Below are 22,589 nucleotides of genomic sequence, written 5' to 3' on the forward strand. Positions count from 1 at the left end.
CGAGGCCACAGGTTCGCCGGTGCGGAGATGCCAGAATGGCCAGGCGCACCCACGCCTCGGCGGGGCGCGGTCGGTTCGATGATCGGGAAGGCGACCTTGGCGGAGCACACAGCAGACGCACCGGCCGACCGTGACGACAAGGAGAAGGGCACGCCCAAGTCCGTCACGATCGCGTACATCGCCGAGTCGGCGGGGGTGTCGGTGCCGACGGTGTCCAAGGTGCTCAACGGCAAGTCGGGGGTGTCCGCGGACACCCGGGCCCGGGTCGAGGAGCTCATCAACCGGTACGGCTACCGCAAGCCGGCCGGGGCGGGCCGGAGCAACGTGGTGGAGCTCGTGTTCCGCGAGCTGAAGGACATGTGGGCGGTGGAGATCATCCGCGGTGTGGAGCGTGTGGCCCGCCGGCACCGTGTCGGCCTCATGGTGTCCGAGTTCGGCCTCCACGACACCACCCCGACCTGGGAGGACACGGTGTCCCGGCGCCCGAACTGCGTGCTGTCCGTGGCGCAGCTCTCCGAGGCCGAGCGGGAACAGCTGACGGCCAAGGGAATCCCGTTCGTCGTGTTCGACCCCATCGTGGAGCTGCCGGACGACGTTCCGTTCGTCGGGGCCACCAACTGGTCCGGCGGCCGGGCCGCCACCCGTCACCTGGCCGAACTCGGCCACCGGCGCATCGCGATGATCGGCGGACCCGAGGAGCAGCTGTGCTGTTCCGCCCGCCTCGACGGCTACCGCTCCGCCCTGCGGGCCGCCGGCCTGCCGTTCGACCCGGAGCTCGTCGTGCACGTCGCTCTCACCCGCGAGGACGGCTGCGCCGCGGCCCGCTCGCTGCTCGCCCTGCCGGAACGTCCGACGGCGGTCTTCGCCTCCAACGACCTCCAGGCGCTCGGCGTGTACCAGGCCGCCCGGGAGGCCGGCCTGCGCATCCCCGACGACCTGAGCGTCGTCGGCTTCGACGATCTGCCGGTCGTCGCCTGGGTGGACCCTCCCCTGACCACCGTCCACCAGCCGCTGACCGAGATGGCCGTGGCCGCGACCGAGCTGGCGCTGACCCTCGGCCGCGGCGAACAGGCACCCCAGCTCGGGCTGGAGATCGCCACGACCCTGACGGTCCGGGAGAGCACGGCTCCGCCGAAGCCGGAGAAGTGACCTCGCGGGGTACCGCGAGGACATTGACCTCTGTGAGGGCTGTCGCTAGATTCCACCGGAAACTGTCCAGGCTGTCTGTGCGAAAGTTTCTCTCCTCGGGAGGGGCTCATGCAGAGGTTGGTCCAGAAGGTCCGTAGACAGCGCACTCGGCTGATCGGGGCGGCGGCCGCCATGACGCTGGCCGCCACCACCGCCACGGGCCTGGCCGCGACGCCGTCGGCGCAGGCCGCCGCGACGGCGATCACCGCGTCCGTCTCGGTCGACGCGGGCCGTGTGTCGGCGCGTATCCCCGCCACGGGCGTCGGCATGAACGTCGCGGTCTACGACGGCACCATGAACCACCCGGCCGTCCCGGGACTGCTCAGAAGTGCGGGCGTCGGCGCGGTCCGCTACCCGGGCGGCGGCTACGCCGACGGCTACCACTGGCAGACGCACACCGTCGAGGGCGGCTACGTCGCGCCCAACACGGAGTTCGACACGTTCATGGGCACGGTACGGGCCACCGGGGCGCAGCCGGTCATCACCGCCAACTACGGCTCGGGAACCCCCGACGAGGCCGCGGCCTGGGTCCGGTACGCCAACCTCACCAAGAACTACGGGGTGAAGTACTGGGAGATCGGCAACGAGGTCTACGGCAACGGCCTGTACGGCGCCACCTGGGAGACCGACCATCACTCCAGCAAGACCGCCACCACCTACGCCACCCAGCTGCTCCAGTACGCCTCCGCGATGAAGGCCGTCGACCCGACCGTCAGGATCGGTGCCGTCCTGACCACCCCGGGCGCCTGGCCGGACGGCATCACCGGCCCCGGCGACCCGGCGGACTGGAACCACACGGTGCTGTCCATCGCCGGGCCGGCGATCGACTTCGTGGTCGTCCACCACTACCCGATCGGCACCAGCCAGGCCGACCTGCTGGGCAAACCCCAGGCCGAGATACCGGGCATGGCCGCCACACTCCGATCACTGATCGCCCAGTACACCGGTGCCCACGCCCCCGACGTGGGCATCGCGGTGACCGAGGCCAACGCCAACGCCTACAAGAACACCTCGCCCAACGGCCTGTTCGCCCCCGACGAGTACCTGACCTGGATGGAGAACGGCGCCTTCACCCTCGACTGGTGGAACCTGCACAACGGCACCGACTGCTCCAAGGTGACCACGGTCGAGGGCGCCACCGACTACGACGACGGCGGGATCCTCTCCAGCGGCGCCTCCTGCGAGCCGCCCCTGAACACCCCGTTCCCGCCCTACTACGGCGTCCAGATGATCACCAAGCTGGGCTCGCCCGGTGACTCCCTGGTCCAGGCCCGCAGTTCGATGCCGCTGCTCTCCGCGCACGCGGTCCGCCGGACGGGCGGCGACCTGGACGTCATGCTCATCAACAAGGATCCCGCCAACGCGGCCACGGTCACCCTGTCGTACAGCGGGTTCACCCCGGCGACGGCCACGCCGACGGTCCACTCGTACCTGAAGAACGCCACCTCGATCGGCTCGGCCGCCCAGGGCAGTTCCGCCCGGCAGACCGTACCGGCCTATTCGATCACCGTCGTACAACTGCACCCCGCTCGCTGACAGTCGGCTGCCGTCGGCCCGAGAACAGGGGCCGACGGCGGCACCGTGCGGGGCCCGTCCCAGGAAAGGACTCGCATTGTCGAGCGCGCCAGAGAAGGGCCACACCCTCAGCAACCCCGTGATCCCGGGATTCCACCCCGATCCGAGCATCTGCCGGGCCGGCGACGACTACTACCTCGCCTGCTCCAGCTTCGAGTACTACCCGGGTGTGCCCGTCTTCCACAGCCGTGACCTGGTGCACTGGACCCAGATCGGCAACGCCCTGGACCGGCCGGGCCAACTCCGTCTGCCGCCGGACTCCTCGTCCTCCGGCGGACTCTACGCGCCGACGCTGCGTCACCACGACGGGCGCTTCTGGCTGGTCGTCACGAATGTCAGCGCCGACGGCAATCTGCTGTTCACCGCCACCGACCCGGCCGGTCCCTGGTCCGACCCGATCCGGCTGCCGGGGGTGCGGGGCATCGACCCCGACCTCGCGTGGGACGACGACGGCACCTGCTGGTGCACCGTGGCGGGGGTGAGCCAGGTCCGTATCGACCCGCTCACCGGGGAGACCCTGGGCGAGCCACGGCGGGTGTGGTCCGGGCCGCCCGGTGCCAAGGCCCCGGAGGCGCCACACCTGTATCGCATCGGCGACTGGTGGTACCTGCTGATCGCAGAGGGAGGCACCGAGCGGTGCCACGGTGTCTCGATCGCCCGGAGCCGCACCCCTGACGGGCCGTTCGAGCCGTGCCCGGCCAACCCGATTCTCACCCACCGCGGGACCGACCACCCCGTCCAGAACACCGGCCACGGGGACCTGGTGCAGGGGCCCGACGGTTCCTGGTGGATGGTGTTCCTCGGGGTCCGGCCGGGCGGTGGCTCGCCCGGCTGGCACGTCCTCGGCCGCGAGACCTTCCTGGCCCCGGTGACCTGGATCGACGACTGGCCGGTCGTCGGCGAGGTGACGACCGACCTGGCCCCGCCCCCCTGGCCGCTGCGGGAGCCCGTCGCCCCGCCGGTCCGTGACGACTTCGAGCTCAGCGACCTCGCGCCGGCCTGGATCTCCCCGCGCTCCCGGTCCGCGGAGGACTGCACGACGAAGGAGCGGGCCGGCTGGCTGAGCCTGCGCGCCCGGGGCGCGTCGCTCGACGACCCGGGGGTCGTCTTCGTCGGCCGCCGCCAGCAGGACCTGTCCTGTCGCGCGCGGACGCTGGCCGACCCGGCGGAGGGGCACGGTGGTCTCGCCGTCCGGCTCGACGAGCGGCACCACTACGGGATCGAGGCGACCGCGGGCGAGGTGCGTGTGATCGCCCGGATCGGACCGCTGCGCTCGGTGGTGGCGTCCCGCCCCTCGGACGGCGGTCCGGTGGTGCTCAGGATCGAGGTGGTGGCCACGCGGGAGGTCACGGAGGCGCGCCAGGGCCCCGACACCGTCGTGCTCGGGGTGGAGGACAGGGAGGGCGGGTTCGTCGAGCTGGCGAGACTGGACGGCCGGTACCTGTCCACCGAGGTCGCGGGAGGCTTCACCGGCCGGGTGATCGGCATGTACGCCTCGGTAGGCACCGTGCACTTCGACTGGTTCGACTACGAGCCAGGCGCGCACTGAGCCGGAGGCCCGGAGGCTCGGCGGCCCGGGCCCCGGCGCCGGCGGGCAGGCCGAGCGGCCCGCCGTGTGTCAGGGCACGGCGGGCCGCGTCCGGGGGACCGGACCCCGGGTGCGGCTCAGCCGCCGGCCGGGTCCGGGGGAGCCACGCAAGCTCGACGTCGTCATGACTGGAGGTGCCTGCGAAGGAATCGCAAGGTCGACCGGTGCAGCGCCGTACGGTGAGGGACACTGCCCCAGGCGTGGTCCGCGCCCTCGACGACCTCGAGTCGGGCGTTGCCGTCGTAGTGGTCCAGGTAGCGGCGGACGTATGCGAGCGGAGCGATCTCGTCCTTGCCGCCGTGCAGGATGTGGACCGGCCCCGCGTAGGCGCCGGACCGTCCGTAGACGTCGAGACCGGCGATGTCCTCGACGAGCGCGGGACTCATCCGGTGGCCGTCGGCGTCGAAGTACCCCTTCTCCTCGATCTCCGCCGCGAGACTGCGCCCCTTGAGCCGGCCCCTGCCGATCTCGAAGGGGGCGACCGCTGCAGGTGACCACAGGCACAGCGCGCCGATGCCCGGATCCTCCGCCGCGACGATGCCGGCGACCACGCCTCCCATGCTCATGCCGACCAGGCCGATCCGCTCGGGGTCGACGAAGTCGAATCCGCGGACGGCGCCCAGGACGGCATGCGTCTCGGTGATCTCGCCGGTGATGGTCACGTCGAAGAAGTCGCCGTCGCTCTCGCCGTGGCCCGAGAGGTCGAACCGGACCGAGGCGATGCCGTGCGCCTCCAGCAGCCGGGACATCGTGACGAAGTCGGGCAGTTCGAGCCGGTTGGAGGTGAAGCCGTGGACGAACACGGCGGTCGGCCATCTGGTTCCGGCCGGTCGGTCCGGGATGTGCAGCGTGGAGCGCAGGATCAGACCGTTGTGGACAAACGCATGAGGGCGGATCACATGGCCGCCTTTCGGGTCGTGTCGGGTACGGGGCGGGTGCGGAGGCCGGTGAACTGCTGTCGCGCCTCGTCCCCTGGGCACCGGAGACGGTGGCGGCCGGAGTCACGGTCCGTTACTTACTCGAGCCACTTAAACGTGTATGTACTCTGAGCGGGGAACCTAGCCGCAGCCGCCGGCTTTGGCAAGACGTCCGCCGGAGGGGGATCCATGAGCGGGGCATCCCGTCGCAGACGCGTCACCAGCGGGGATGTCGCCCGGGAGGCCGGGGTCTCCCGCGCGACCGTGAGCTATGTCCTCAACGACACCCCGCACCAGAAGATCTCCGAGACGACGCGGGAGCGGGTCCGGGAAGCCGTGGCCCGGCTCGGCTACGCCCCCTCGGCGGCGGCCCGCTCACTGCGCAAGGGCCGCTCGGACATCGTGCTCGGTCTGTTGCCGGACTGGCCGATCGAGCATGTCCTCGGCCGCCTCGTCCAGCAGTTGACCAGCGCCTTCGCCGAACACGGGCTCACCTTCCTGGTGCACTCGGCGGCTCGGCCCGCCCGCCCCGTCCGGGAGATCTGGAAAGCCCTGACTCCGGTGGCCGTGCTGGCGCTGGACGAGCTTCCCGAGTCCGAGGCCGACGCCATGAGGGCCGCGGGGATCGACGTCGTCATGGCGGTGCACGGCTCCGGGCGCGGCCGGAACAGTCCCCCTCTCGTGTCGGAGGAGCCGATCGGAGCGGCACAGGCCCGACACCTCGCCGCCTCGCACCATCGGCTCGGCTACGCCTGCCCCGACCTGGCGGGGCTCGGCGTGCTGGCCCGGCCGCGGCTGGACGGGGTGCGCAGGGTGTGTGCCGAACTCGGCCTGCCGGAGCCGGATGTCCGCGTCATCCCGTTCGACCCGGACGGGGCCGCGGCGGCGGTGAAGGCGTGGCGTGCCGCAGAACCGCGGGTGACGGGCATCTGTGCCTTCAACGACGCCGTCGCCCTGTCCGTGCTGGTCGCTCTGCGGTCGCTGGGCCTGCGGGTACCGGACGACATGGCCGTGATCGGGGTGGACGACACTCCCGCGGCGGCGCTGGCGCAGCCGCCGCTCACCACCGTCGCCCGAGACGCCGACGCGCTCGCGCGCGGTCTGGCCCGGCGCCTCGTCGACGCCCTCGACGGACGGCGGATCCCCGTCGATCCGCTGCGGGACCCGCTACGGGTGCTGGTGCGGACGTCCGCCTGACACCGGTGCGGAGGCGCGCGGCGAACCTCCGACGCCGTCTCCCGCGTGAACCCCTTGCGCAATGCGGGCGACGCAGTTACGTTACCCGGCACCGGATTAAACGTGTAAGTGAAACGTGCAAGTTTCCCACCCCGGCGGCGCTCTCCGAAGACGGTCCACGGCATCAGGCCACCGGGATCCGCGCCGACATCACCCCTTTCGAGCAGCGATGCGCCGAGCCGCACCCTGCCGACACAACGGAGACCTCGATGAAGAGAAGAACCGTCCTCCACGCCTCGATCGGAGCGGTCGCAGCGCTCACGCTCGCCGCCTGCGGCGGTGGGAACGGCAACGGCGGCGGCGGTTCCGGACCGGCCACTCTGACGATCGGCATGTCCTCGGCGCCCAACAGCCTGGACCCGGCCCAGATAGCCACCGGCCCCTTCGTGAACTACCTCGACCCGGCCTACGCCTCGCTGCTGACCCGCAACGCCGACGGCGCCCTCGCGCCCGGGCTGGCCGACACATGGGGTTACGTCGGCAGCGGGAACACCACGTTCAAGCTCCACCTGCGCGGCGGCGCGAAGTTCGCGGACGGTACCCCCCTCACCGCCGCGGAGGTCGTGGCCTCCCTGACGTACTTCCAGAAGGGCAGCGGGCCCGCGGCCTCGTACTACCGTCCCCTGACCTTCTCCACGCCCGACGGCTCCACTGTCGTGATCAAGAGCCCCACCCCCAACCCGGACATGGGAGCGCTGTTCACGCCCGCGTTCCTGGGCGGTGCCGTCATCAGCCCCGCGGGGCTGAAAGCGCCCAAGAAGCTGGCCTCCGCGACCTTCGGCGCCGGACCGTACGTCTACAGCGCCGCAGAGTCGGTCTCCGGCGACCACTACGTCTACGTACCGAACAAGAACTTCTACGACCAGTCCGCCATCCACTTCAAGAAGATCACCGTCCGGGTGATCCCGAACATCAACTCCGAGGTGCAGGCGCTGAAGTCCGGACAGATCGACTTCATGTACGGCTCCGCGGACGTGGCGCCCGCCGTCGCCGGCAACTCCTCCATCGCCACGATCAAGAAGCCCACCACCTGGGCGGGCCTGTTCCTCCTCGACCGTGACGGCACCGTCGTCAAGGGCCTGGCCGACGAGCGGGTCCGGCAGGCGCTGAACTACGCCGTCGACCGCACGGCGATCACGAAGGCGGTCTACGGCGCCTACGGGACACCGGTCTCCCAGCCGGCGATGCCCGGCTACGACGGCTACAGCTCCAAGGCCGCGAAGATGTACGACCACGACCCGGCCAAGGCCAGGAAGCTGCTGGCGGAGGCGGGCTACGCCAGGGGGCTGACCATCCCCGTGAACTACGGCTCGTTCGATCCCTCGACGACCAAGCTGGTCCAGGCCGTGCAGGACCAACTCGACAAGGTGGGCGTCCGCCTGAAGCTGAGCGCCGCCACGAACTTCGGAGGCTGGATCAACGACCTGCTGTCGAAGAAGTTCGCGGCCACCGTGCTGTCGCCCGGCCAGGGCGGCGACGAGAACTTCTACGCCCAGCAGGCGGGGTTCACCAAGACAGGCATCATGAACGTCTTCGGTGTGGACGACCCGGACGTCGATGCCGCGTTCACCGAACTCGCCGCGTCCGACAAGCAGTCCGCCGGCCCCGCCGCGCAGGCCCTGACCGACGTCATCACGCGCAAGGCGCTCGCCCTGCCCGTGTCCGGTGCCGACACGATCGTCATGTACAAGGCCAAGCTCAAGGGCGTGACGTTCGTCCCGGGCAGCGGCTTCGTGACCTCCAACACCCTGTGGACCTCCCGGTGACGAGGACCGATGCTTCCGATCATTCTCCGCAGACTGGCCCTGTCCGTACCGCTGTTGCTCGTCGTCTCGGCGATCACCTTCCTTCTCGAGTCGTTCGTACCGGGCGATCCGGCACGCACGCTGCTCGGCCTCAACGCGACGCAGGACCAGTACGACGCGCTGCGGGCCGCACTCCATCTCGACCAGCCCGTCGTCGCGCAGTACGGGATCTACCTGCGCGCCCTGCTGCACGGTGACTTCGGCACCTCCCTGTTCACCGACGAGTCCGTGCTGGGACTGATCGGACAACGCCTGCCGGTGACACTGGCGTTGGTGATCGGAGGCACCGGGCTCGCGGCCCTGGTCGGCGTTCTGCTCGGCGTGTACAGCGCGACGCGTGGCAGGGTCGTCCGCCGCACGGTCGACGTGGTGTCCCTGCTGGGCGGCGCACTGCCCAACTTCTGGATCGCGCTGCTGCTCGTCGCCCTGTTCGCCGTCAAGCTCGCCGTCTTCCCCGCCACCGGCTACACCCCGTTCGCCGAGTCACCCGGGCAGTGGGCGGCCGGTCTGGTCCTGCCCGTGGTGGCTCTCTCGATCGGGGGAATCGCCTTCATCGCCAAGGTCACCCGCGACGCGATGCTGTCCACGCTCGGTCTCGACCACATCAGAACGCTGCGAGCCTGCGGCATCGGGCCCTCGTCCCTCATCTGGAAGCACGCGCTGCGCAGTTGCGGGCTCCCGGTGGTGACCACGATCGGCCTCACGATGATCACGTTCATCCCGGGCACGATCCTCATCGAGAACGTCTTCACCCTGCCCGGCCTCGGCACCACGGTCGTCAACGCCACCAACCAGCACGATCTGCCGGTCGTGCAGGGCGTCGCCCTCACCTTCACGGTGATGGTGATCGCGGTGAACCTGCTCGTCGACGTCCTCTACGGCCTCCTGAACCCCAAGGTGCGTACGGAATGACCACAGTTGAGCCGCCCGCCACGGCGCCGCCGCGGGCGCGGAACCATCCCTTCGCCGGGATCTGGCGCCGTCCTCTCACCGCCGCGGCGCTCGTCGTGGTCGTCGGGATCACCACCGCCGTGATCCTCGCCCCCCTTCTGGCCCCGCACCCGCCGCTCGCGCAGGACCTGCTCCATGCGCAGGCCGGTCCGTCGGCCGGCCATCCCCTGGGCACCGACGGCCTCGGCCGGGACGTCCTGAGCCGGCTGCTCCACGGCGGACGGCCCACGCTCGTCGGGGTCGGCCTGGCCGTTCTCGTCTACGCCGCCGTCGGCTCGACGCTCGGCCTCGTGGCCGGTTACCTGCGCGGCTGGACCGACCGGGTGATCGTCGCCGTACTGGATGTGATGCTGTCGGTACCCGCGGTCATCGTCACGCTGGCCGTCCTGGCGATCTTCCACCAGAGCAACGCCGCCGCCATGATCACACTCGGCTTCTTCGCCTCCGCCAACCTCGCCAGACTCATCCGCGGCTCCTGCCTGGCGCTGCGCGAGGAACTGTTCGTGGATGCCGCCAGGGTCTCCGGGCTCGGCCCCGCACGGATCATGGCACGCCACATCATCCCCGGTCTGACCGGGCAGTTGCTGGTTCCGATCTGCCTCTTCGCGGGCAACGCCCTCGCCATCCAGACCGGCCTCGGCTTCCTCGGCCTCGCCACCCCACCGCCCGCCCCGAGCTGGGGCGGCATGGTCTTCGACGCCGCGCAGGTCATGGAACAGGACCCCTACCTGCTTCTCGTCTCCGGCGGTGTGCTCGGCCTGATGACCCTCGCCTTCGGGCTGCTCGGCGACGGCCTGCGCGACCTCCAGCAGGACCGGCGGCGGGCCACCGGCGGCCGGCTGCGGCGACCGGTGCCCGCAGCGGTCGGCCAGGACGACACCGCCCCCTCGGACGGGGCCGTGCTCACCGTCCGGGACTACTCGATCTCCTTCGCCACCGGGCAGGGACAGCGCGACGTCGTCGACTCCGTCAGCTTCAGCGTGCGCCCGGGCGAGATCTTCGGCCTCGTGGGGGAGTCCGGCAGCGGAAAGACGGTCACCGGGCTGTCGCTGCTGGGGCTGCTGCCCCCCAACGGGGCGGTGACGGGTGGCTCGGCCTGGCTGGGCGGCAGGCGCCTCAGCGGCCTGCCGGAAGAGGAGTTGCAGCGCGTTCGCGGCCGCGAGATCGCCCTGGTGTCCCAGGAACCCATGATGGCCCTCGACCCGTACTTCACCATCGGCTCGCAGCTGGCCGAGGTCGTCCGCCGCACCGGAGACCTCCCCGGCGGGAAGGCCTCGGTCAACGCACGGGTCCGCGAGCTGCTGACCAGCGTCCATCTGCGCGATGCCGACGACGTCGCGCGTCGGCACCCGCACGAGCTGTCCGGCGGCATGCTCCAGCGGATCGCCATCGCCATGGCCCTCGCCGGCTCCCCGAAGGTGCTGATCGCCGACGAACCCACCACGGCACTGGACGTCACGGTACAGGCGGGCATCCTCGACCTCCTCCGGACGCTGCGCGACGAACGCGGCATGGCGATCATCCTGATCACCCACGACCTCGGGGTCGTCGCCGACACCTGCGACCGCGCGATCGTGATGGAAAAGGGCCGGATCGTGGAGGAAGGCCCGGTCGAGGACGTCTTCTACCGGCCCCGGCACCCCTACACCAGGAAACTCATCGACAGCACCCCCAGCATCGCTCGAATCGAGGGCAGGACCGCGTGACCGGACATCCCGTACTCCAACTCGACGGCCTCGCGGTCCGCTACCCGTCCCGCGGCTTCCGCAAGCCCCCGACCACGGTCATCGAAGACGTCTCGTTCGAGGTCGGACGCGCCGAGACGGTCGCGCTCGTCGGCGAGTCCGGCTCGGGCAAGACCACCATCGGCAGAGCGGTCCTGGGACTGACCCCGGCCAGTGCCGGACGGGTGCTGCTCGACGGGCGGGACATCACCCACCTCACCGGCCGTGCCCGCAGACTGCTGTCCACCGACCTCCAGGCGATCTTCCAGAACCCCTACGGCTCCCTGAACCCGGCGCTTCCCGTGGGCCGGACCCTGGCCGAGCCCCTGCTCACCGGCTCGCCGCTGCCGCGCCAGGAGGTCCACGACCGTATCGCCGAGCTGCTGCGCCGCGTCGGTCTGCCGGAGGACGCGGTCGACCGTTACCCGGCCCAGTTCAGCGGGGGCCAGCGTCAGCGGATCGCCATCGCGCGGGCGGTGGCCCGCCGGCCCAGGATCATCGTCTGTGACGAGCCGACCAGCGCCCTCGACGTGACCACGCAGGCCGCCGCCCTGAGCCTCCTCGCCGAACTCCAGCACACGCTCGGGTGCTCGTACCTGTTCATCACGCACGACCTCGCCGTCGTCAAGGAGTTCGCGGCGCGCACCCTGGTGCTCCAGCACGGACGCATCGTCGAGGAGGGAGCCAGTACCGACGTGTGCGACCGGCCGCAGCACGCGTACACCCGCCGACTGGTGGCGGCCGCACCCGTCCCGGACCCCGTTCTGCAACGCGCCCGCCGTCGGCAGCGTGCGGAGCTCGAAGCAAGCGCGCGATGAGCCGGCCGCGTCGCTCGCCGACCAGGGACGGGCTCCACGTGGCGGGCGGCGCCTGACGATCAGGCGGACTGCCTGATGCGGATGCCGAGCTCGTCCTGGACGGGCTCGGCGGGGATCGTCTTCCCGCCGAGGGTGTCGACGACACGGCGGGCCATGTTCCGCGCGATGGTGTCCGTGTCGCGGAAGACAGTGGTCAGGGGCGGTTGCGCCAGCGACGCGTGCGGGATGTCGTCGACGCCGATCACGGCCAGATCCTGCGGGGCGCGCAGTCCGAGGTGCCCCAGACCCGCCAGCACCGCGAGGGCGACGTCGTCGTTGAAGGCGCACACACCCGTCACCACCGGCTCCTCGGCCAGCCACGCCCGCACCGCTTCGGCGGCACCCCGCGCATCCAGGGGCACCGTCCGCACGTCGGGCTCGGGCAGGCCCAGCTCGGCGCAGACCTTGCGGACGCCGTCCAGCCGCGGCTGCGCCAGGACATCGAGTTCCGGCAGGTCGGGGTAGGCGTAGCCGAGCCGCCGGTGCGATGCCGCCAGGTGCCGTGCCTGGACCGAGCCGATCGGCTGCTCGGACACCAGAGGAGCCCGCTTCTCGCCCGGGATCGATCCGTGCATCCCCATGACCACCTCGACCCCGGCGGCCCGCATCGCGTCGGCCTCCGGCTCGGCGAACTCCTGCAGCGCCAGCACCGCGGCCGGTGAAATGGACTTCCACAGCTCCCGCAACGGGCGGGCCGGGCGAGCCGACGAATGCACCACGAACGTCAGCCCGTGCTCGGCGAAGGCGTTGGTCAGCTGCTGGATGAGCCGCCCGAGGACGTGCTCGATGGGCCAGTCCGGCAGCAGGCCGAGCACGATGTCCGAGCGCCCCATCCGCAGGGCCCGCGCGGCAGCCGAGGGCGCGTAACCGAGCCGGCCCGCCGCTTCCCAGACCCGCTGTCGCGTGGCCTCGGCGATCTTCTGGTGCGGGGTGTCGTTGAGGACGTAGCTCACGGTCGCCCGGGAGACCCCGGCTTCCCGCGCGACATCCGCGCTGGTCACCCGTCTGCCTTCGGACACCCCGGTCACCTGCCCCGCCCTCGGTCCCGTCCCTTGTCAAAGCCCACGGCCGCCGTTAGCTTACCTGCCAGATCACCTGACTGGCACGCGTAAGTGAAACGAGTAGGTCGCCATCGGCCGACGCGTCCGGCCCGGGTCGTCACGACTCGAAGCCAGGTGCCCTTCCCCGGTCCCCAGCAAGGAGGCCAAGTGTCCGACATGAAGGCCCGACCGAACAGTCCCTGGAAGCCGGCGGTCCTGGCCGGTATGGCCTCCTATCTGGACGCCGGAGCGCTGGTGACCTCGGGCATGGCGATCAGCGGCTACTACGCGGCTCCCCTCCGGCTCGGTGCCGGGACCGTGGGGACCCTGCTGGGACTGCAGACCCTGGCGTTCGCGGCCGGGGCGCTCCTCGGCGGACGGCTCGGCGACCGGTTCGGCCGCCGGAGGATCTTCACCTTCTCCCTCCTGCTCTACGCCGCCGGCGTACTGCTGCTCCTCGTGGCGGCCGGGCCCGCTGTGCTGTACGTCGGGGTCCTGGCCACCGGTACGGCCATCGGCGCCGACCTGCCCGTGTCGCTCGCGCTCGCCGGCGAAGAGGCGCCACCGGGCAGGAAGGGCACCATGGTGGTGTTCTCCGGCATGCTCTGGCTCGCGGGCATCGTCGTCGTACTCGGCCTCAGCTCCTTCATGGGAGTGCAGGGACTGGCGGGCGGCCGGATCCTCTTCGCCCATCTGCTCCTCGTGGCGATCGTCGTGTTGCTGCTGCGCCTCACCCTCGGTGAATCGGCCGAATGGGCGGCCGCACGCCAGGAAGCCGACGCACGCCCCGCGGCCGCCTCCGAGACCGTCGAGGTCAGCCGCATCAGGGAGCTCTTCCGGCCGCCGATGGCGCACGCCGTGCTCGCGACCGGCCTCTACTACGCCGCCTGGAACCTCGGCGCGAACACCCTCGGCCAGTTCGGTACCTTCCTGTGGACCTCCCTGGCCGACGGAGAGGTCGAGCAGTTCTCCCGGCTGACGTTCCTCGGACTGCCCGTCGGCTTCCTGGCCGGCCTCGCCTTCCTGCGGGTCGTCGACAGGCCCGCCCGGTACGCCTGGTTCGCCGTGGGCTCCGCACTGATCGTCATCGCCTGGGCACTGCCCGCCCTGCTCGGCGTGAACCGGTTCACGCTGGTTGCCGTCGTACTCCTGTCCGGCCTGGGCAACGCCTTCGCCGGCGAGTCCGTCTACAAGGTCTGGACCCAGGAACTGTTCCCCACCCTGCTGCGGGCCACCGCCACGGGCGTGACCATGGCCGTCACACGGGCGGTCGCCGGCCTTGCCGCACTGGGCACGCCCGCGTTCGCCCTCGGCCACACCAGGCTCTTCTTCGGCCTGCTGTTCGGCTTCACGCTGCTCGCCGCGCTGATCGGTCTGGCCTGGGTGCCCCGGCTGCCCCAGGCTCCCCGATCCGCACAGCAGCCCGCACCGACAGCCGATCACCCCGTGCTCGTCGATGCTGCGCCGACTGAACCGACCACTGCGGCGGCCTGACTTGGCGGCCCGACTTGTCGGCCTGCTCGGAACGATCGCGGGCAGTCGCAGATGTGGCCGTGGACGCTGTCGCCGCCATCGCGAGATCACCCACCCGCGCTGTTCGACTGTGAACTCGCCCCTGGGCCCCAGATGATCCTTTCCGGACCAGCGTTGAAGTCGCGATCTTGCAGTGGCTCGCTGTGGCGTCCGCTGTGTCAAACACGGGATTGTCAGCAGACGGAGGATTGCGGGCCGGCGACCCTGTCCGCGAGGGGCACGGCCAGGTCTCCGTTTGTATGTAGTGTGCGGAAATGGCAAGAAGCGAGCGACTCGCGGACCAGCTGGACTGGTACTGGCACAAGAACCTACGGCCGCGGCTGGACGGTCTCACCGATGAGGAGTACTTCTGGGAGCCGGTGCGCGGCTGCTGGAGTATCCGCCCACGTGGCACGTCGGCCGCACCGATGTCGGCAGGTTCGGGGGAATGGACGATGGACTTCGCATCCCCGGGCCCGGAGCCTGCGCCGGTGACCACGGTTGCTTGGCGGCTGGCGCACATCATCGTCTCGTGCCTGGGCTATCGGGTCGGATGGTACTTCGGCGGCCAGGACGTCGACTCCGAGACATTCGCGTACGCGGGGACCTCTGACGAGGCGCTGAAGCAGCTCGATGAGATGTATGGGAGATGGAACGCGGGGGTCCGCGAACTCTCGGACACTGACCTGGAGAATCCGCCCACGGTGGGTCCCGAGCGGTTTCCCTTGGAGAACAGGGTCCTGCACGTCAACAGGGAGCTGATCCATCACGGCGCCGAGATTTCCCTGCTGCGCGACCTCTACCGCTGGCAGGACGGAGCCGTACCGAGCCGAATATGACTTCGCGGTAACCGGCGGTCGAGCTTCGGAAACCTACGTGGACTCCGTGGCGCTACGTGGCTGCGAGCTTCATTGAGTACGGCCCGCCCGGGGCGGGGGTGCGTTGTCGGTGAAGACTGGGCGGTGGCGGCGTCGAGGCTGACCTGGAGTCCTTCGACTTCTCCCAGCCACCGTTGGCGCGGGCCTCGCGGACGCGTTCGCGGAGGTTCTGGATGATGTCGATGAGCCGGGATCGCTGCCGTGGGTCGATCTGGAGAACTGGGCAGCGGATGCAGGCGTCTCTGAACTACCGGCGGCAGCGCGTCAGCGGCTGCCGGAAAACCAGTGGCGTCTCCGTGGACGCGCCTCATACCTTGTGCGTTCGTGACTGATGATCCGAAGTCGCGCCCGAATCGATATGACCTCGGCCGGGTGTTCAACGAGGTGCCGGAGCTCTACGACCGGGTCCGGCCGGGATACCCCGACGAGCTGTTCGCGGATCTTGCCGCCGTCACCGGCATGGACGACAGGTCGTCGGTGCTGGAGGTGGGCTGCGGTACCGGTCAGGCGACGCGCTCGCTGGCAGCGCGCGGGTGCTCAGTGACCGCCGTCGAGCCGGGCGTAGACATGGCCGCACTCGCTCGCCACCGGATCGCCTCCTTCCACAACGTCGAAGTCGAGACGTCGACGTTTGAGGAGTGGGACAACCGCGGTCGCCGCTTCGATGTCCTCGTGGCTGCGTCGTCGTGGCACTGGGTGGACCCGTTGATTGGCTGGCAGCGAGCGCACGACGTGCTCCATCCCGGAGGCTGGATGGCGCTGCTCGGCCACGTCGTTGTCCGCCGGCCGGGAGAGCCGGAGGTGTACGCCGAGACCGCCGATCTCCACGAGCGGTTCAGTCCTGGGAATCCTGATTGGGGTCATCCGCCACTCGAAGAAGACGTGCGCGGCACCGACGAGGGCTGGGGCCTGGTCGATGATCCTGGACGATTGTTCGGCCCAACCATCGTGCGGTGGTATCCAACCGTTCAGTGGTTCGACGGGGACGGCTTTGCCGATCTCCTTCGCTCCCAGTCGCTGTATCGGAGGCTCGACCGTGATGTCCGCGAACCCCTGCTTGACGCCATCGCCGAGCGCATCCGCACGCGAATGGGCGACCGAGCATCACGCCGTTATCTGAGCGTCCTGCGTGTCGGACGGCGCGCCGAGTGAGGCGAGGGACCGAACTCTGAACTACCGACCCCGCCGGGGTGGTGGGCCTCGATGTCGGCCCAGAACACGCCCGCCAGCTCGGGGGCCAATCCGACGAAGGTGCCGTAGTCGACGCCAGGCCGACGCTCTTCGAGATAGCGGACCGGCAGGGTGGGCACGGGTGTGCTCTGAAGGTTGTAGAAGTCGACCAGTTCGGCGGTGAGCCGCTGGCCGTGCCGCAGCGGGTCCTTGAGGGTGTCCTTGGAGTGGATCACCCCGGCTCCGCGCAGCAGGTCCCAGGCGCTGTGAATGCCGTCGTAGGAGTAGCCGATGGCCCGCCGCCCCGAGGCCCGCTCCTCGAAGACGTCCCCGGTATGCAGGATCAGATCATCTTGGAGAGCACACGCAGGCCCTCGTCGACGTGCCGGCCGGTCATGCCCAGCTCGCTGCCGTGGCGTCGCATCTGATCCAGCGTCCCGGACGGGAACATGCGCTGGACGTCCTTGAGCGGCGCCATGGCCTTGTAGTTGCGCATGAACTCGTAGTCGGGCAGCACGATGCGGCTGATGAACAGGCTGTTCAGACCACTCAGCAGCGTCGATCGGCGCCCCTGGTAGCTGTGGCCGTTGTCGGTCTGGGCGAGCACCTGCCAGATCCAGTCCTTGCCGCGGTCGGCGTCGACCGCCCTCCAGCGACCCTGCCAGCCGGTTCCGGCGTGTGTCAGAGGCCAGCCGAGGATCTGCCCCGCCCCGATCAGGCGGTTTCGTCCCGGCGTCCGGCCCGTGCCGCAGGCCGCGCAGTCGCGGGACGCGCGCGCGGCACGGCTGCCGTGGCTCCGCCCGACTGCCGGCGCACGATCCCACCTCGCCCGACGCCGCTGCTCCCGCCGTGTTGTGCACGGGCCGGCCGACGTTCGCCAACGGTGCCGACCCTCCCCAGCGGCTTGGGGCTCTTGACACGTGGAGACGGGCAGCTCACTATCGCCTCGTGCGCATATTGAACGATGTATTCACTATGTGAACGCGAAGGAGTCCCTCTTGTTGCCAAGCACCATGGCCGCCGTCCTGCTCACTGGTCACGGCGGGCTGGAGAAGCTCGAGTACCGGACGGACGTACCGGTTCCCCGGCCCAAGGAGGGCGAGGTCCTCATCCAGGTCGCTGCCGCCGGGATCAACAACACGGATGTGAACACCCGGATCGGCTGGTATTCGAAGGCGGTCACTTCGGACACGGGCGCGGGCGGCGCGGCGGGGTTCGACGACGTCGACGACGTCGACGCCTCCTGGTCGGGTACAGCGCTGGAGTTTCCGCGGATCCAGGGCGCGGATGTGTGCGGCCGGGTCGTCGGCGTGGGCGACGGGGTGCCGCGCGAGCGGATCGGCGAGCGGGTTCTCGTCCGGAACATGCTGCGCACGCCGGTCGGGTACCGGCCGTTCGCGTGCTGGACCCTCGGCAGCGAGTGCGACGGCGGATTCGCGCAGTTCACCGTGGCGCCGTCCCGGGAGACGTACGCCGTGCGCAGTGGGCTGAGCGACGAGGAACTCGCCGCTGTGCCGTGCGCGTACTCGACGGCGGAGAACATGCTGCACCGGGCCGCCGTCGGGGCCGAGCGGGTCCTGGTGACGGGCGCCTCGGGCGGTGTCGGACTGGCCGCGGTGCAGCTCGCCGGGCGCCGGGGCGCGACGGTCGTCGCGGTCTGTTCGGCGGCGAAGGCCCCCGAGGTACTGGCCCAGGGCGCTGAACGGACGATCGACCGCGGCACCGACCTGGTCGGCGCCGTGGGTGCGGGATCGGTCGACGTGGTGATCGATCTCGTCGGCGGATCCCAGAGCGCGGGGCTCCTCGACCTGCTGCGACCAGGGGGCCGGTACGCCATCGCCGGTGCCATCGGGGGGCCGGTCGCGGAGATCGATCTCCGCACCCTGTATCTCAAGGACCTTTCGGTCCTCGGCTGCACGTTCCAGGAGGACGAGGTGTTCGAGAACCTCGTCGCCTACGTCGAGCGCGGTGAGGTACGCCCGGTGGTCTCACGGACCTACCCCCTGGAGGAGATCGCGCGGGCCCAGGAGGACTTTCTCACCAAGCGTCACCTCGGAAAGCTCGTGCTTGTTCCGCCGACCCCGTCGGCGTGAGGGGAAGGGACGACATGAAGATCTCTCGCATCGATCTCTACCAGGCCGAACTGCCGTACTCGGGCGGCCTCTACCGTCTGTCGGGGGGCCGGACGTACGAGTCCTTCGACGCCTCCTTCGTCCGCGTCACCTGCGACGACGGCACGCAGGGCTGGGGGGAGAGCACTCCGTTCGGGTCGACCTACATCGCCGCACACCCCGCAGGTACCCGGGCCGGCATCGCCCTGCTGGCGCCGGCGCTGCTGGGGCAGGACCCCCGCCGGACGGAGCGCATCGGCGACCTGATGGACGGCGCCCTGGTCGGTCACCTGGACGCCAAGACCGCACTGGACGTGGCCTGCTGGGACGCCTTCGGGAAGTCGGTGGGGCTGCCGGTGTGCGAGCTGCTCGGCGGCTCCACAGGCGTCCCGATGTCGATGATCTCCTCGATCCACGCGGGCGATCCGCAGGAGATGCGCGCCCGGGTGGCGGATCACCGGGCCCGGGGGTACCGGGCGCACTCGGTCAAGGTGGGTGCCCTGGACAGTGAGGGTGGTCCCGCGCTCGACGCCGAACGCATCACCGCGTGCCTGGCGGACCGGCGCCCGGGTGAGTTCTTCGTCGTCGACGCCAATGCTGGGCTCATCCCGGAGACGGCCCTGCGGATGATTCAACTGCTGCCGCCGGGACTGGACTTCGCCCTCGAGGCCCCCTGCGCCACGCTGCGCGAGACGAAGTCTCTGCGGGAGCGCTGCCCGTACCCCATTGTGATCGACGAGCTGGCCCAGCTCGACGCGGACATCGCGCTGATCGTGGCTCAGGATCTGGCCGACGGAATCGGGCTGAAGACCTCCAAGGCCGGCGGACTGACCGCGGGGCGCCGCCACCGTGACCTCGCCCGTGCCGCCGGACTCACGATGAGCGTGCAGGACACCACCGGCTCCTCCATCGCCTTCGCCGCGATCGTCCACATGGGCGCCTCCGTCCCCGAGCGGTTGCTGCGCGGCGTACTGAACTGCGAGGACATGGTGACCCTGAAGACGGCGGAATTCTCTCCCGTGCGCACCGGCGACGGCATCCTGCCGCCCGCCGCCCCGGGACTGGGCGTCACTGTCGACGAAGAGGTGCTCGGTGACCCGGTCATGACCTGGGGCCTCTAGGAATCGCTTAGCGTCCCGTACCGGCTCGTGCCGACTCTTTCGGAGGTTGGACCTTGCGGATCGCAGAAACACACATCTACCGGCACGAGCTGCCGGTCAGCAACGGCCCGTACAGGATGGGCCATGCGGACATCCGGTCCCTTTCCACCACGCTGGTCAAACTGGTGGCCGACAACGGGCTGGTGGGCTGGGGCGAGACCTGTCCGGTCGGCCCCACCTACGCCGAATCGCACGCGGCCGGGGCCGTGGCGGCCCTGAGCGAGCTGGCGCCTGGGCTGAGCGGCGTCGAGGTGCTGCCCGTGCCGCTGCACCGGCGAATGGACAACTTGTTGAACGGCCATCACTACGCCAAGGCCGCCCTCGACATCGCTGCCCATGACCTGCTGGGCAAGCATCTCGGCGTCAGTGTGTCCGACCTTCTCGGCGGCGCGCTGACGGATCGGGTGCCGTCCTACTACGCCATCAGTGTCGGCGCGCCGGACGACACCGCCCGGATCGCGGCGCAGAAGCGTGCCGAGGGCTACCCGCGTCTCCAGCTCAAGATCGGCGGTCGGCCGGTCGAGGAGGACATCGAGACCGTCCGCAAGGTCTGGGAGGTCATCCGCGGTGCGGGGACCCGGCTGGCGGTGGACGGCAATCGCTGTCTGACGACGCGCGACGCGCTGCGGCTCAGCCGGGAGTGTCCAGACGTGCCGTTCATCCTGGAGCAGCCCTGCGACACCGTCGAGGACCTGCGGACGATCCGCCCGCAGATCGGCCACGCCCTCTACATGGACGAGAACAGCACCAGTCTGAACGCGGTGATCAACGCGGCCGGCACCGGTCTGGTCGACGGCTTCGGCATGAAGGTCACCCGGATCGGCGGGCTGCACCCCATGCGCGCGTTCCGTGACATCTGTGCGGCCCGCAACCTGCCGCATACCTGCGACGACGCCTGGGGCGGAGACGTCATCGCCGCCGCCTGCACCCACATCGGCGCGACGGTGAGACCCGAACTGCTCGACGGCGTCTGGCTGGCGGCCCCCAGCATCGACGGCCACTACGACCCGGAGAACGGGATCCGGGTCGAGGACGGCCACATCAAGCGACCGGAGGGGCCGGGCCTGGGTGTCGTACCCGACGAGAGCCTTTTCGGCGCCCCGGTGTCCTCCTTCTGAGCCGCAGGTCGAGCGGGGGCGGGGCGCCGGTCCTCGCCGAAGCCCTCTTCCGGGGCTGACCCGCCCCGATGTCCGGGATGACCTCTTGACGATTCCCGGCGGGAAATTTAACTTGAACGACATGTTCAAAATGTGAACGTTGCTGGTGTCGCTGGAGTTCGGAGACCGCCCATGCAGGAGCAGACAGACGTCGTCGTCATCGGAGCCGGGGTCGCCGGTCTGATCACGGCTCGCGAACTCGGCCGCCAGGGGCTGAGCGTCGTCGTCCTCGAAGCACGCGACCGCATCGGCGGTCGCACCTGGACCGATCACCGGCTCGGCCGGGACCTGGAGATCGGCGGGACCTGGCTGCACTGGGTCCAGCCGCACGCCTGGGCGGAAGTGGCCCGCTACGGGCTCGATGTCACCCGGGGCCCCCGCTCCGAGGAGACCTACTGGCTCGCCGGCGACGAAGTGCGCCGCGGGACCCTCGACGACTTCATGGGGCTGATCGACCCGGGCATGACCCGGCTGCTGGAAGACACCATGAAGTGGATTCCCCGCCCCGACGCCCCGCTGACCGTCCCGGAGCTGACCGAGATCGACCGGTTCACCCTCCAGGAGAAGCTGGACGAGCTCGATCTGTCCGTCGAGGAGCGCAACGCCAACGAAGCGGCCTGGGTGGGGCACTTCAACGCACCGCTCGACGAGTGCGCCTACGTCAACGCGCTGCGCTGGACCGCGGCCACCGCCGGATCCTGGCACCTGATGCACGAGGCGTCGGCGATCTTCCGACTGGCCGGCGGCACCCGCGGCCTGGTCGAGGCCGTCGCCGCGGACTCCGGGGCGGACATCCGGCTCTCCTCGCCCGTGTGCTCCCTCACCCATGACGCGGACGGCGCCGAGATCACCTACGGGGACGGGCGGACCATCGGCGCCCGGCGCGTGGTGATCACGGTGCCGCAGAACATGCTGCACCAGCTCGACGTCACCCCCGCTCTCCCGGAGGCCAAGCTCCGCCCGAGCCTGGAGAAGACCGCCTCCCGGGGTGCCAAGGCGTGGATCCGCGTCCGGGGCCCGGTCAAGCCGTTCTTCGCCTACTCCTCCCAGCACCATCCGCTCGCCGTCGTGCGGACCGAGTTCATCGGGAAGGACGACGCGGTCCTCGTGGGCTTCGGTCCCGACGCGAGCCGGATCGACGTCGAGGACCCGAAGGCCGTGGACGCGGCGCTGCGGGTCTGGCGGGACGACCTCGAGGTGCTGGAGGCCGGCGGGCACGACTGGATGGCCGACCCCTGGTCCCAGGAGACGTGGCTCATCCAGCGGCCGGGTCAGCTCACCCGGCACCACCGGGCACAGCAGGAGAACACCGGCGTTCTGCACTTCGCCAGCGGCGATCACGCGAACATCTGGGCCGGGTTCATCGACGGCGCCGTCGAGAGCGGCCTGCGTGTCGCCCGTACCGTCCGTTCCGAACTGGGCCGGCGGTAGTCGGGCACCGCCCGGCGACCCCCTTCAGGATGGCCGGGCGGCGCCCCACCCGCTGCCTGCGGCCCGGCGTTCCGCCGCCTCGACCATGTTCGTGAGCAGCATGGTGCGGGTCATCGGACCTACGCCGCCGACCGGGCGGGTGAGGGTGCCAGCCGCCCGATCGGCGTCGGGGTGTGGGCATGGTGGACGCCTTGCGTGTCAGCTGAAGATGACCGTGCGGTTGCCGTGCAGCAGGATGCGGTTCTGGCAGTGCCAGTTGACCGCCCGGGCGAGGGCGGTGCGTTCGGCG

The 22,589-nt window shown here is 70.3% G+C and carries 19 protein-coding genes and 1 pseudogene; 15 read left to right on the plus strand and 5 right to left on the minus strand.

Going from position 1 to position 22,589, the window contains the following annotated elements:
• The first annotated feature begins 78 nt into the window (after nt 1–78).
• The 3 genes from ABZ490_RS40970 to ABZ490_RS40980 all read left to right on the plus strand — a co-directional run bounded on the left by ABZ490_RS40970 (nt 79) and on the right by ABZ490_RS40980 (nt 4,312).
• Complete coding sequence (locus ABZ490_RS40970) at nt 79–1,149, plus strand: LacI family DNA-binding transcriptional regulator (RefSeq protein ID WP_359002468.1); 1,071 nt, start codon at nt 79–81, stop codon at nt 1,147–1,149.
• A gap of 108 nt (nt 1,150–1,257) precedes the next feature.
• Nucleotides 1,258–2,724 (plus strand): cellulose-binding protein, encoded by a 1,467-nt coding sequence (locus tag ABZ490_RS40975; protein ID WP_359002470.1) that lies wholly within the window; start codon nt 1,258–1,260, stop codon nt 2,722–2,724.
• Between the two features lie 76 nt (nt 2,725–2,800).
• The gene (locus tag ABZ490_RS40980) at nt 2,801–4,312 is read left to right on the plus strand and encodes a glycoside hydrolase family 43 protein (protein ID WP_359002472.1); all 1,512 of its coding nucleotides are present in this window, start codon (nt 2,801–2,803) and stop codon (nt 4,310–4,312) included.
• A gap of 161 nt (nt 4,313–4,473) precedes the next feature.
• Here ABZ490_RS40980 and ABZ490_RS40985 read toward each other — a convergent pair whose 3' ends face one another.
• The gene (locus ABZ490_RS40985) at nt 4,474–5,250 is read right to left on the minus strand and encodes an alpha/beta fold hydrolase (protein ID WP_359002474.1); all 777 of its coding nucleotides are present in this window, start codon (nt 5,248–5,250) and stop codon (nt 4,474–4,476) included.
• Between the two features lie 207 nt (nt 5,251–5,457).
• Between ABZ490_RS40985 and ABZ490_RS40990 the strand changes: the two genes are divergently transcribed.
• The 5 genes from ABZ490_RS40990 to ABZ490_RS41010 all read left to right on the plus strand — a co-directional run bounded on the left by ABZ490_RS40990 (nt 5,458) and on the right by ABZ490_RS41010 (nt 11,802).
• Nucleotides 5,458–6,465 carry a LacI family DNA-binding transcriptional regulator gene (locus ABZ490_RS40990; RefSeq protein ID WP_359002476.1) on the plus strand — a complete coding sequence of 336 codons (1,008 nt, stop codon included), beginning with the start codon at nt 5,458–5,460 and terminating at the stop codon, nt 6,463–6,465.
• Between the two features lie 248 nt (nt 6,466–6,713).
• Nucleotides 6,714–8,270 carry an ABC transporter substrate-binding protein gene (locus tag ABZ490_RS40995; RefSeq protein ID WP_359002478.1) on the plus strand — a complete coding sequence of 519 codons (1,557 nt, stop codon included), beginning with the start codon at nt 6,714–6,716 and terminating at the stop codon, nt 8,268–8,270.
• A gap of 9 nt (nt 8,271–8,279) precedes the next feature.
• Nucleotides 8,280–9,221, plus strand: coding sequence for an ABC transporter permease (locus tag ABZ490_RS41000; RefSeq protein ID WP_359002480.1), 942 nt, complete (start codon nt 8,280–8,282; stop codon nt 9,219–9,221).
• Nucleotides 9,218–10,966 carry a dipeptide/oligopeptide/nickel ABC transporter permease/ATP-binding protein gene (locus tag ABZ490_RS41005; RefSeq protein ID WP_359002482.1) on the plus strand — a complete coding sequence of 583 codons (1,749 nt, stop codon included), beginning with the start codon at nt 9,218–9,220 and terminating at the stop codon, nt 10,964–10,966. Before ABZ490_RS41000 ends, ABZ490_RS41005 begins: the two co-directional genes overlap by 4 nt.
• The gene (locus ABZ490_RS41010) at nt 10,963–11,802 is read left to right on the plus strand and encodes an ATP-binding cassette domain-containing protein (RefSeq protein ID WP_359002485.1); all 840 of its coding nucleotides are present in this window, start codon (nt 10,963–10,965) and stop codon (nt 11,800–11,802) included. The genes ABZ490_RS41005 and ABZ490_RS41010 overlap by 4 nt, the downstream gene beginning before the upstream one ends.
• 59 nt (nt 11,803–11,861) lie before the next feature.
• Here the strand turns inward: ABZ490_RS41010 and ABZ490_RS41015 are convergent, their stop codons facing one another.
• Entirely contained in the window at nt 11,862–12,860 is a 999-nt protein-coding gene (locus tag ABZ490_RS41015; RefSeq protein WP_359002487.1) for a LacI family DNA-binding transcriptional regulator, read from the minus strand.
• 198 nt (nt 12,861–13,058) lie between these two features.
• Between ABZ490_RS41015 and ABZ490_RS41020 the strand changes: the two genes are divergently transcribed.
• The 3 genes from ABZ490_RS41020 to ABZ490_RS41030 all read left to right on the plus strand — a co-directional run bounded on the left by ABZ490_RS41020 (nt 13,059) and on the right by ABZ490_RS41030 (nt 16,423).
• Nucleotides 13,059–14,375: an MFS transporter gene (locus ABZ490_RS41020; protein ID WP_359002507.1), complete on the plus strand. Its 1,317-nt coding sequence runs from the start codon at nt 13,059–13,061 to the stop codon at nt 14,373–14,375.
• 293 nt (nt 14,376–14,668) lie between these two features.
• A complete protein-coding gene (locus ABZ490_RS41025) occupies nt 14,669–15,232 on the plus strand; it encodes a DinB family protein (protein WP_359002489.1) in 564 nt (187 codons plus the stop codon).
• Nucleotides 15,233–15,595: 363 nt separating this feature from the next.
• Entirely contained in the window at nt 15,596–16,423 is an 828-nt protein-coding gene (locus ABZ490_RS41030) for a class I SAM-dependent methyltransferase (protein WP_359002491.1), read from the plus strand.
• Here ABZ490_RS41030 and ABZ490_RS41035 read toward each other — a convergent pair.
• Together ABZ490_RS41035 and ABZ490_RS41040 are read right to left on the minus strand one after the other, a co-directional pair.
• Complete coding sequence (locus tag ABZ490_RS41035; RefSeq protein WP_359002493.1) at nt 16,384–16,677, minus strand: hypothetical protein; 294 nt, start codon at nt 16,675–16,677, stop codon at nt 16,384–16,386. The two genes, ABZ490_RS41030 and ABZ490_RS41035, sit on opposite strands and share 40 nt — an antisense overlap.
• A 107-nt stretch (nt 16,678–16,784) precedes the next feature.
• Nucleotides 16,785–17,048, minus strand: a complete 264-nt coding sequence (locus ABZ490_RS41040; protein ID WP_359002495.1) for a hypothetical protein — start codon at nt 17,046–17,048, stop codon at nt 16,785–16,787.
• 391 nt (nt 17,049–17,439) lie between these two features.
• Here ABZ490_RS41040 and ABZ490_RS41045 point away from each other — a divergent pair, with 391 nt between their 5' ends.
• From ABZ490_RS41045 to ABZ490_RS41060, 4 genes are all read left to right on the plus strand, one after another.
• Complete coding sequence (locus ABZ490_RS41045) at nt 17,440–18,534, plus strand: alcohol dehydrogenase family protein (protein WP_359002497.1); 1,095 nt, start codon at nt 17,440–17,442, stop codon at nt 18,532–18,534.
• Nucleotides 18,535–18,548: 14 nt separating this feature from the next.
• Complete coding sequence (locus ABZ490_RS41050; RefSeq protein ID WP_359002499.1) at nt 18,549–19,673, plus strand: mandelate racemase/muconate lactonizing enzyme family protein; 1,125 nt, start codon at nt 18,549–18,551, stop codon at nt 19,671–19,673.
• 53 nt (nt 19,674–19,726) lie between these two features.
• Complete coding sequence (locus tag ABZ490_RS41055) at nt 19,727–20,830, plus strand: mandelate racemase/muconate lactonizing enzyme family protein (RefSeq protein ID WP_359002501.1); 1,104 nt, start codon at nt 19,727–19,729, stop codon at nt 20,828–20,830.
• Between the two features lie 171 nt (nt 20,831–21,001).
• The gene (locus tag ABZ490_RS41060; RefSeq protein WP_359002503.1) at nt 21,002–22,300 is read left to right on the plus strand and encodes an NAD(P)/FAD-dependent oxidoreductase; all 1,299 of its coding nucleotides are present in this window, start codon (nt 21,002–21,004) and stop codon (nt 22,298–22,300) included.
• Between the two features lie 24 nt (nt 22,301–22,324).
• Here the strand turns inward: ABZ490_RS41060 and ABZ490_RS41065 are convergent.
• Nucleotides 22,325–22,474, minus strand: a pseudogene (locus ABZ490_RS41065) (hypothetical protein); the annotation flags it as partial.
• Nucleotides 22,475–22,589 lie beyond the last annotated feature (115 nt).

Origin of the sequence: Streptomyces sp. NPDC005811 (genome assembly GCF_040630405.1) — a bacterium.
Lineage (GTDB): Bacteria > Actinomycetota > Actinomycetes > Streptomycetales > Streptomycetaceae > Streptomyces.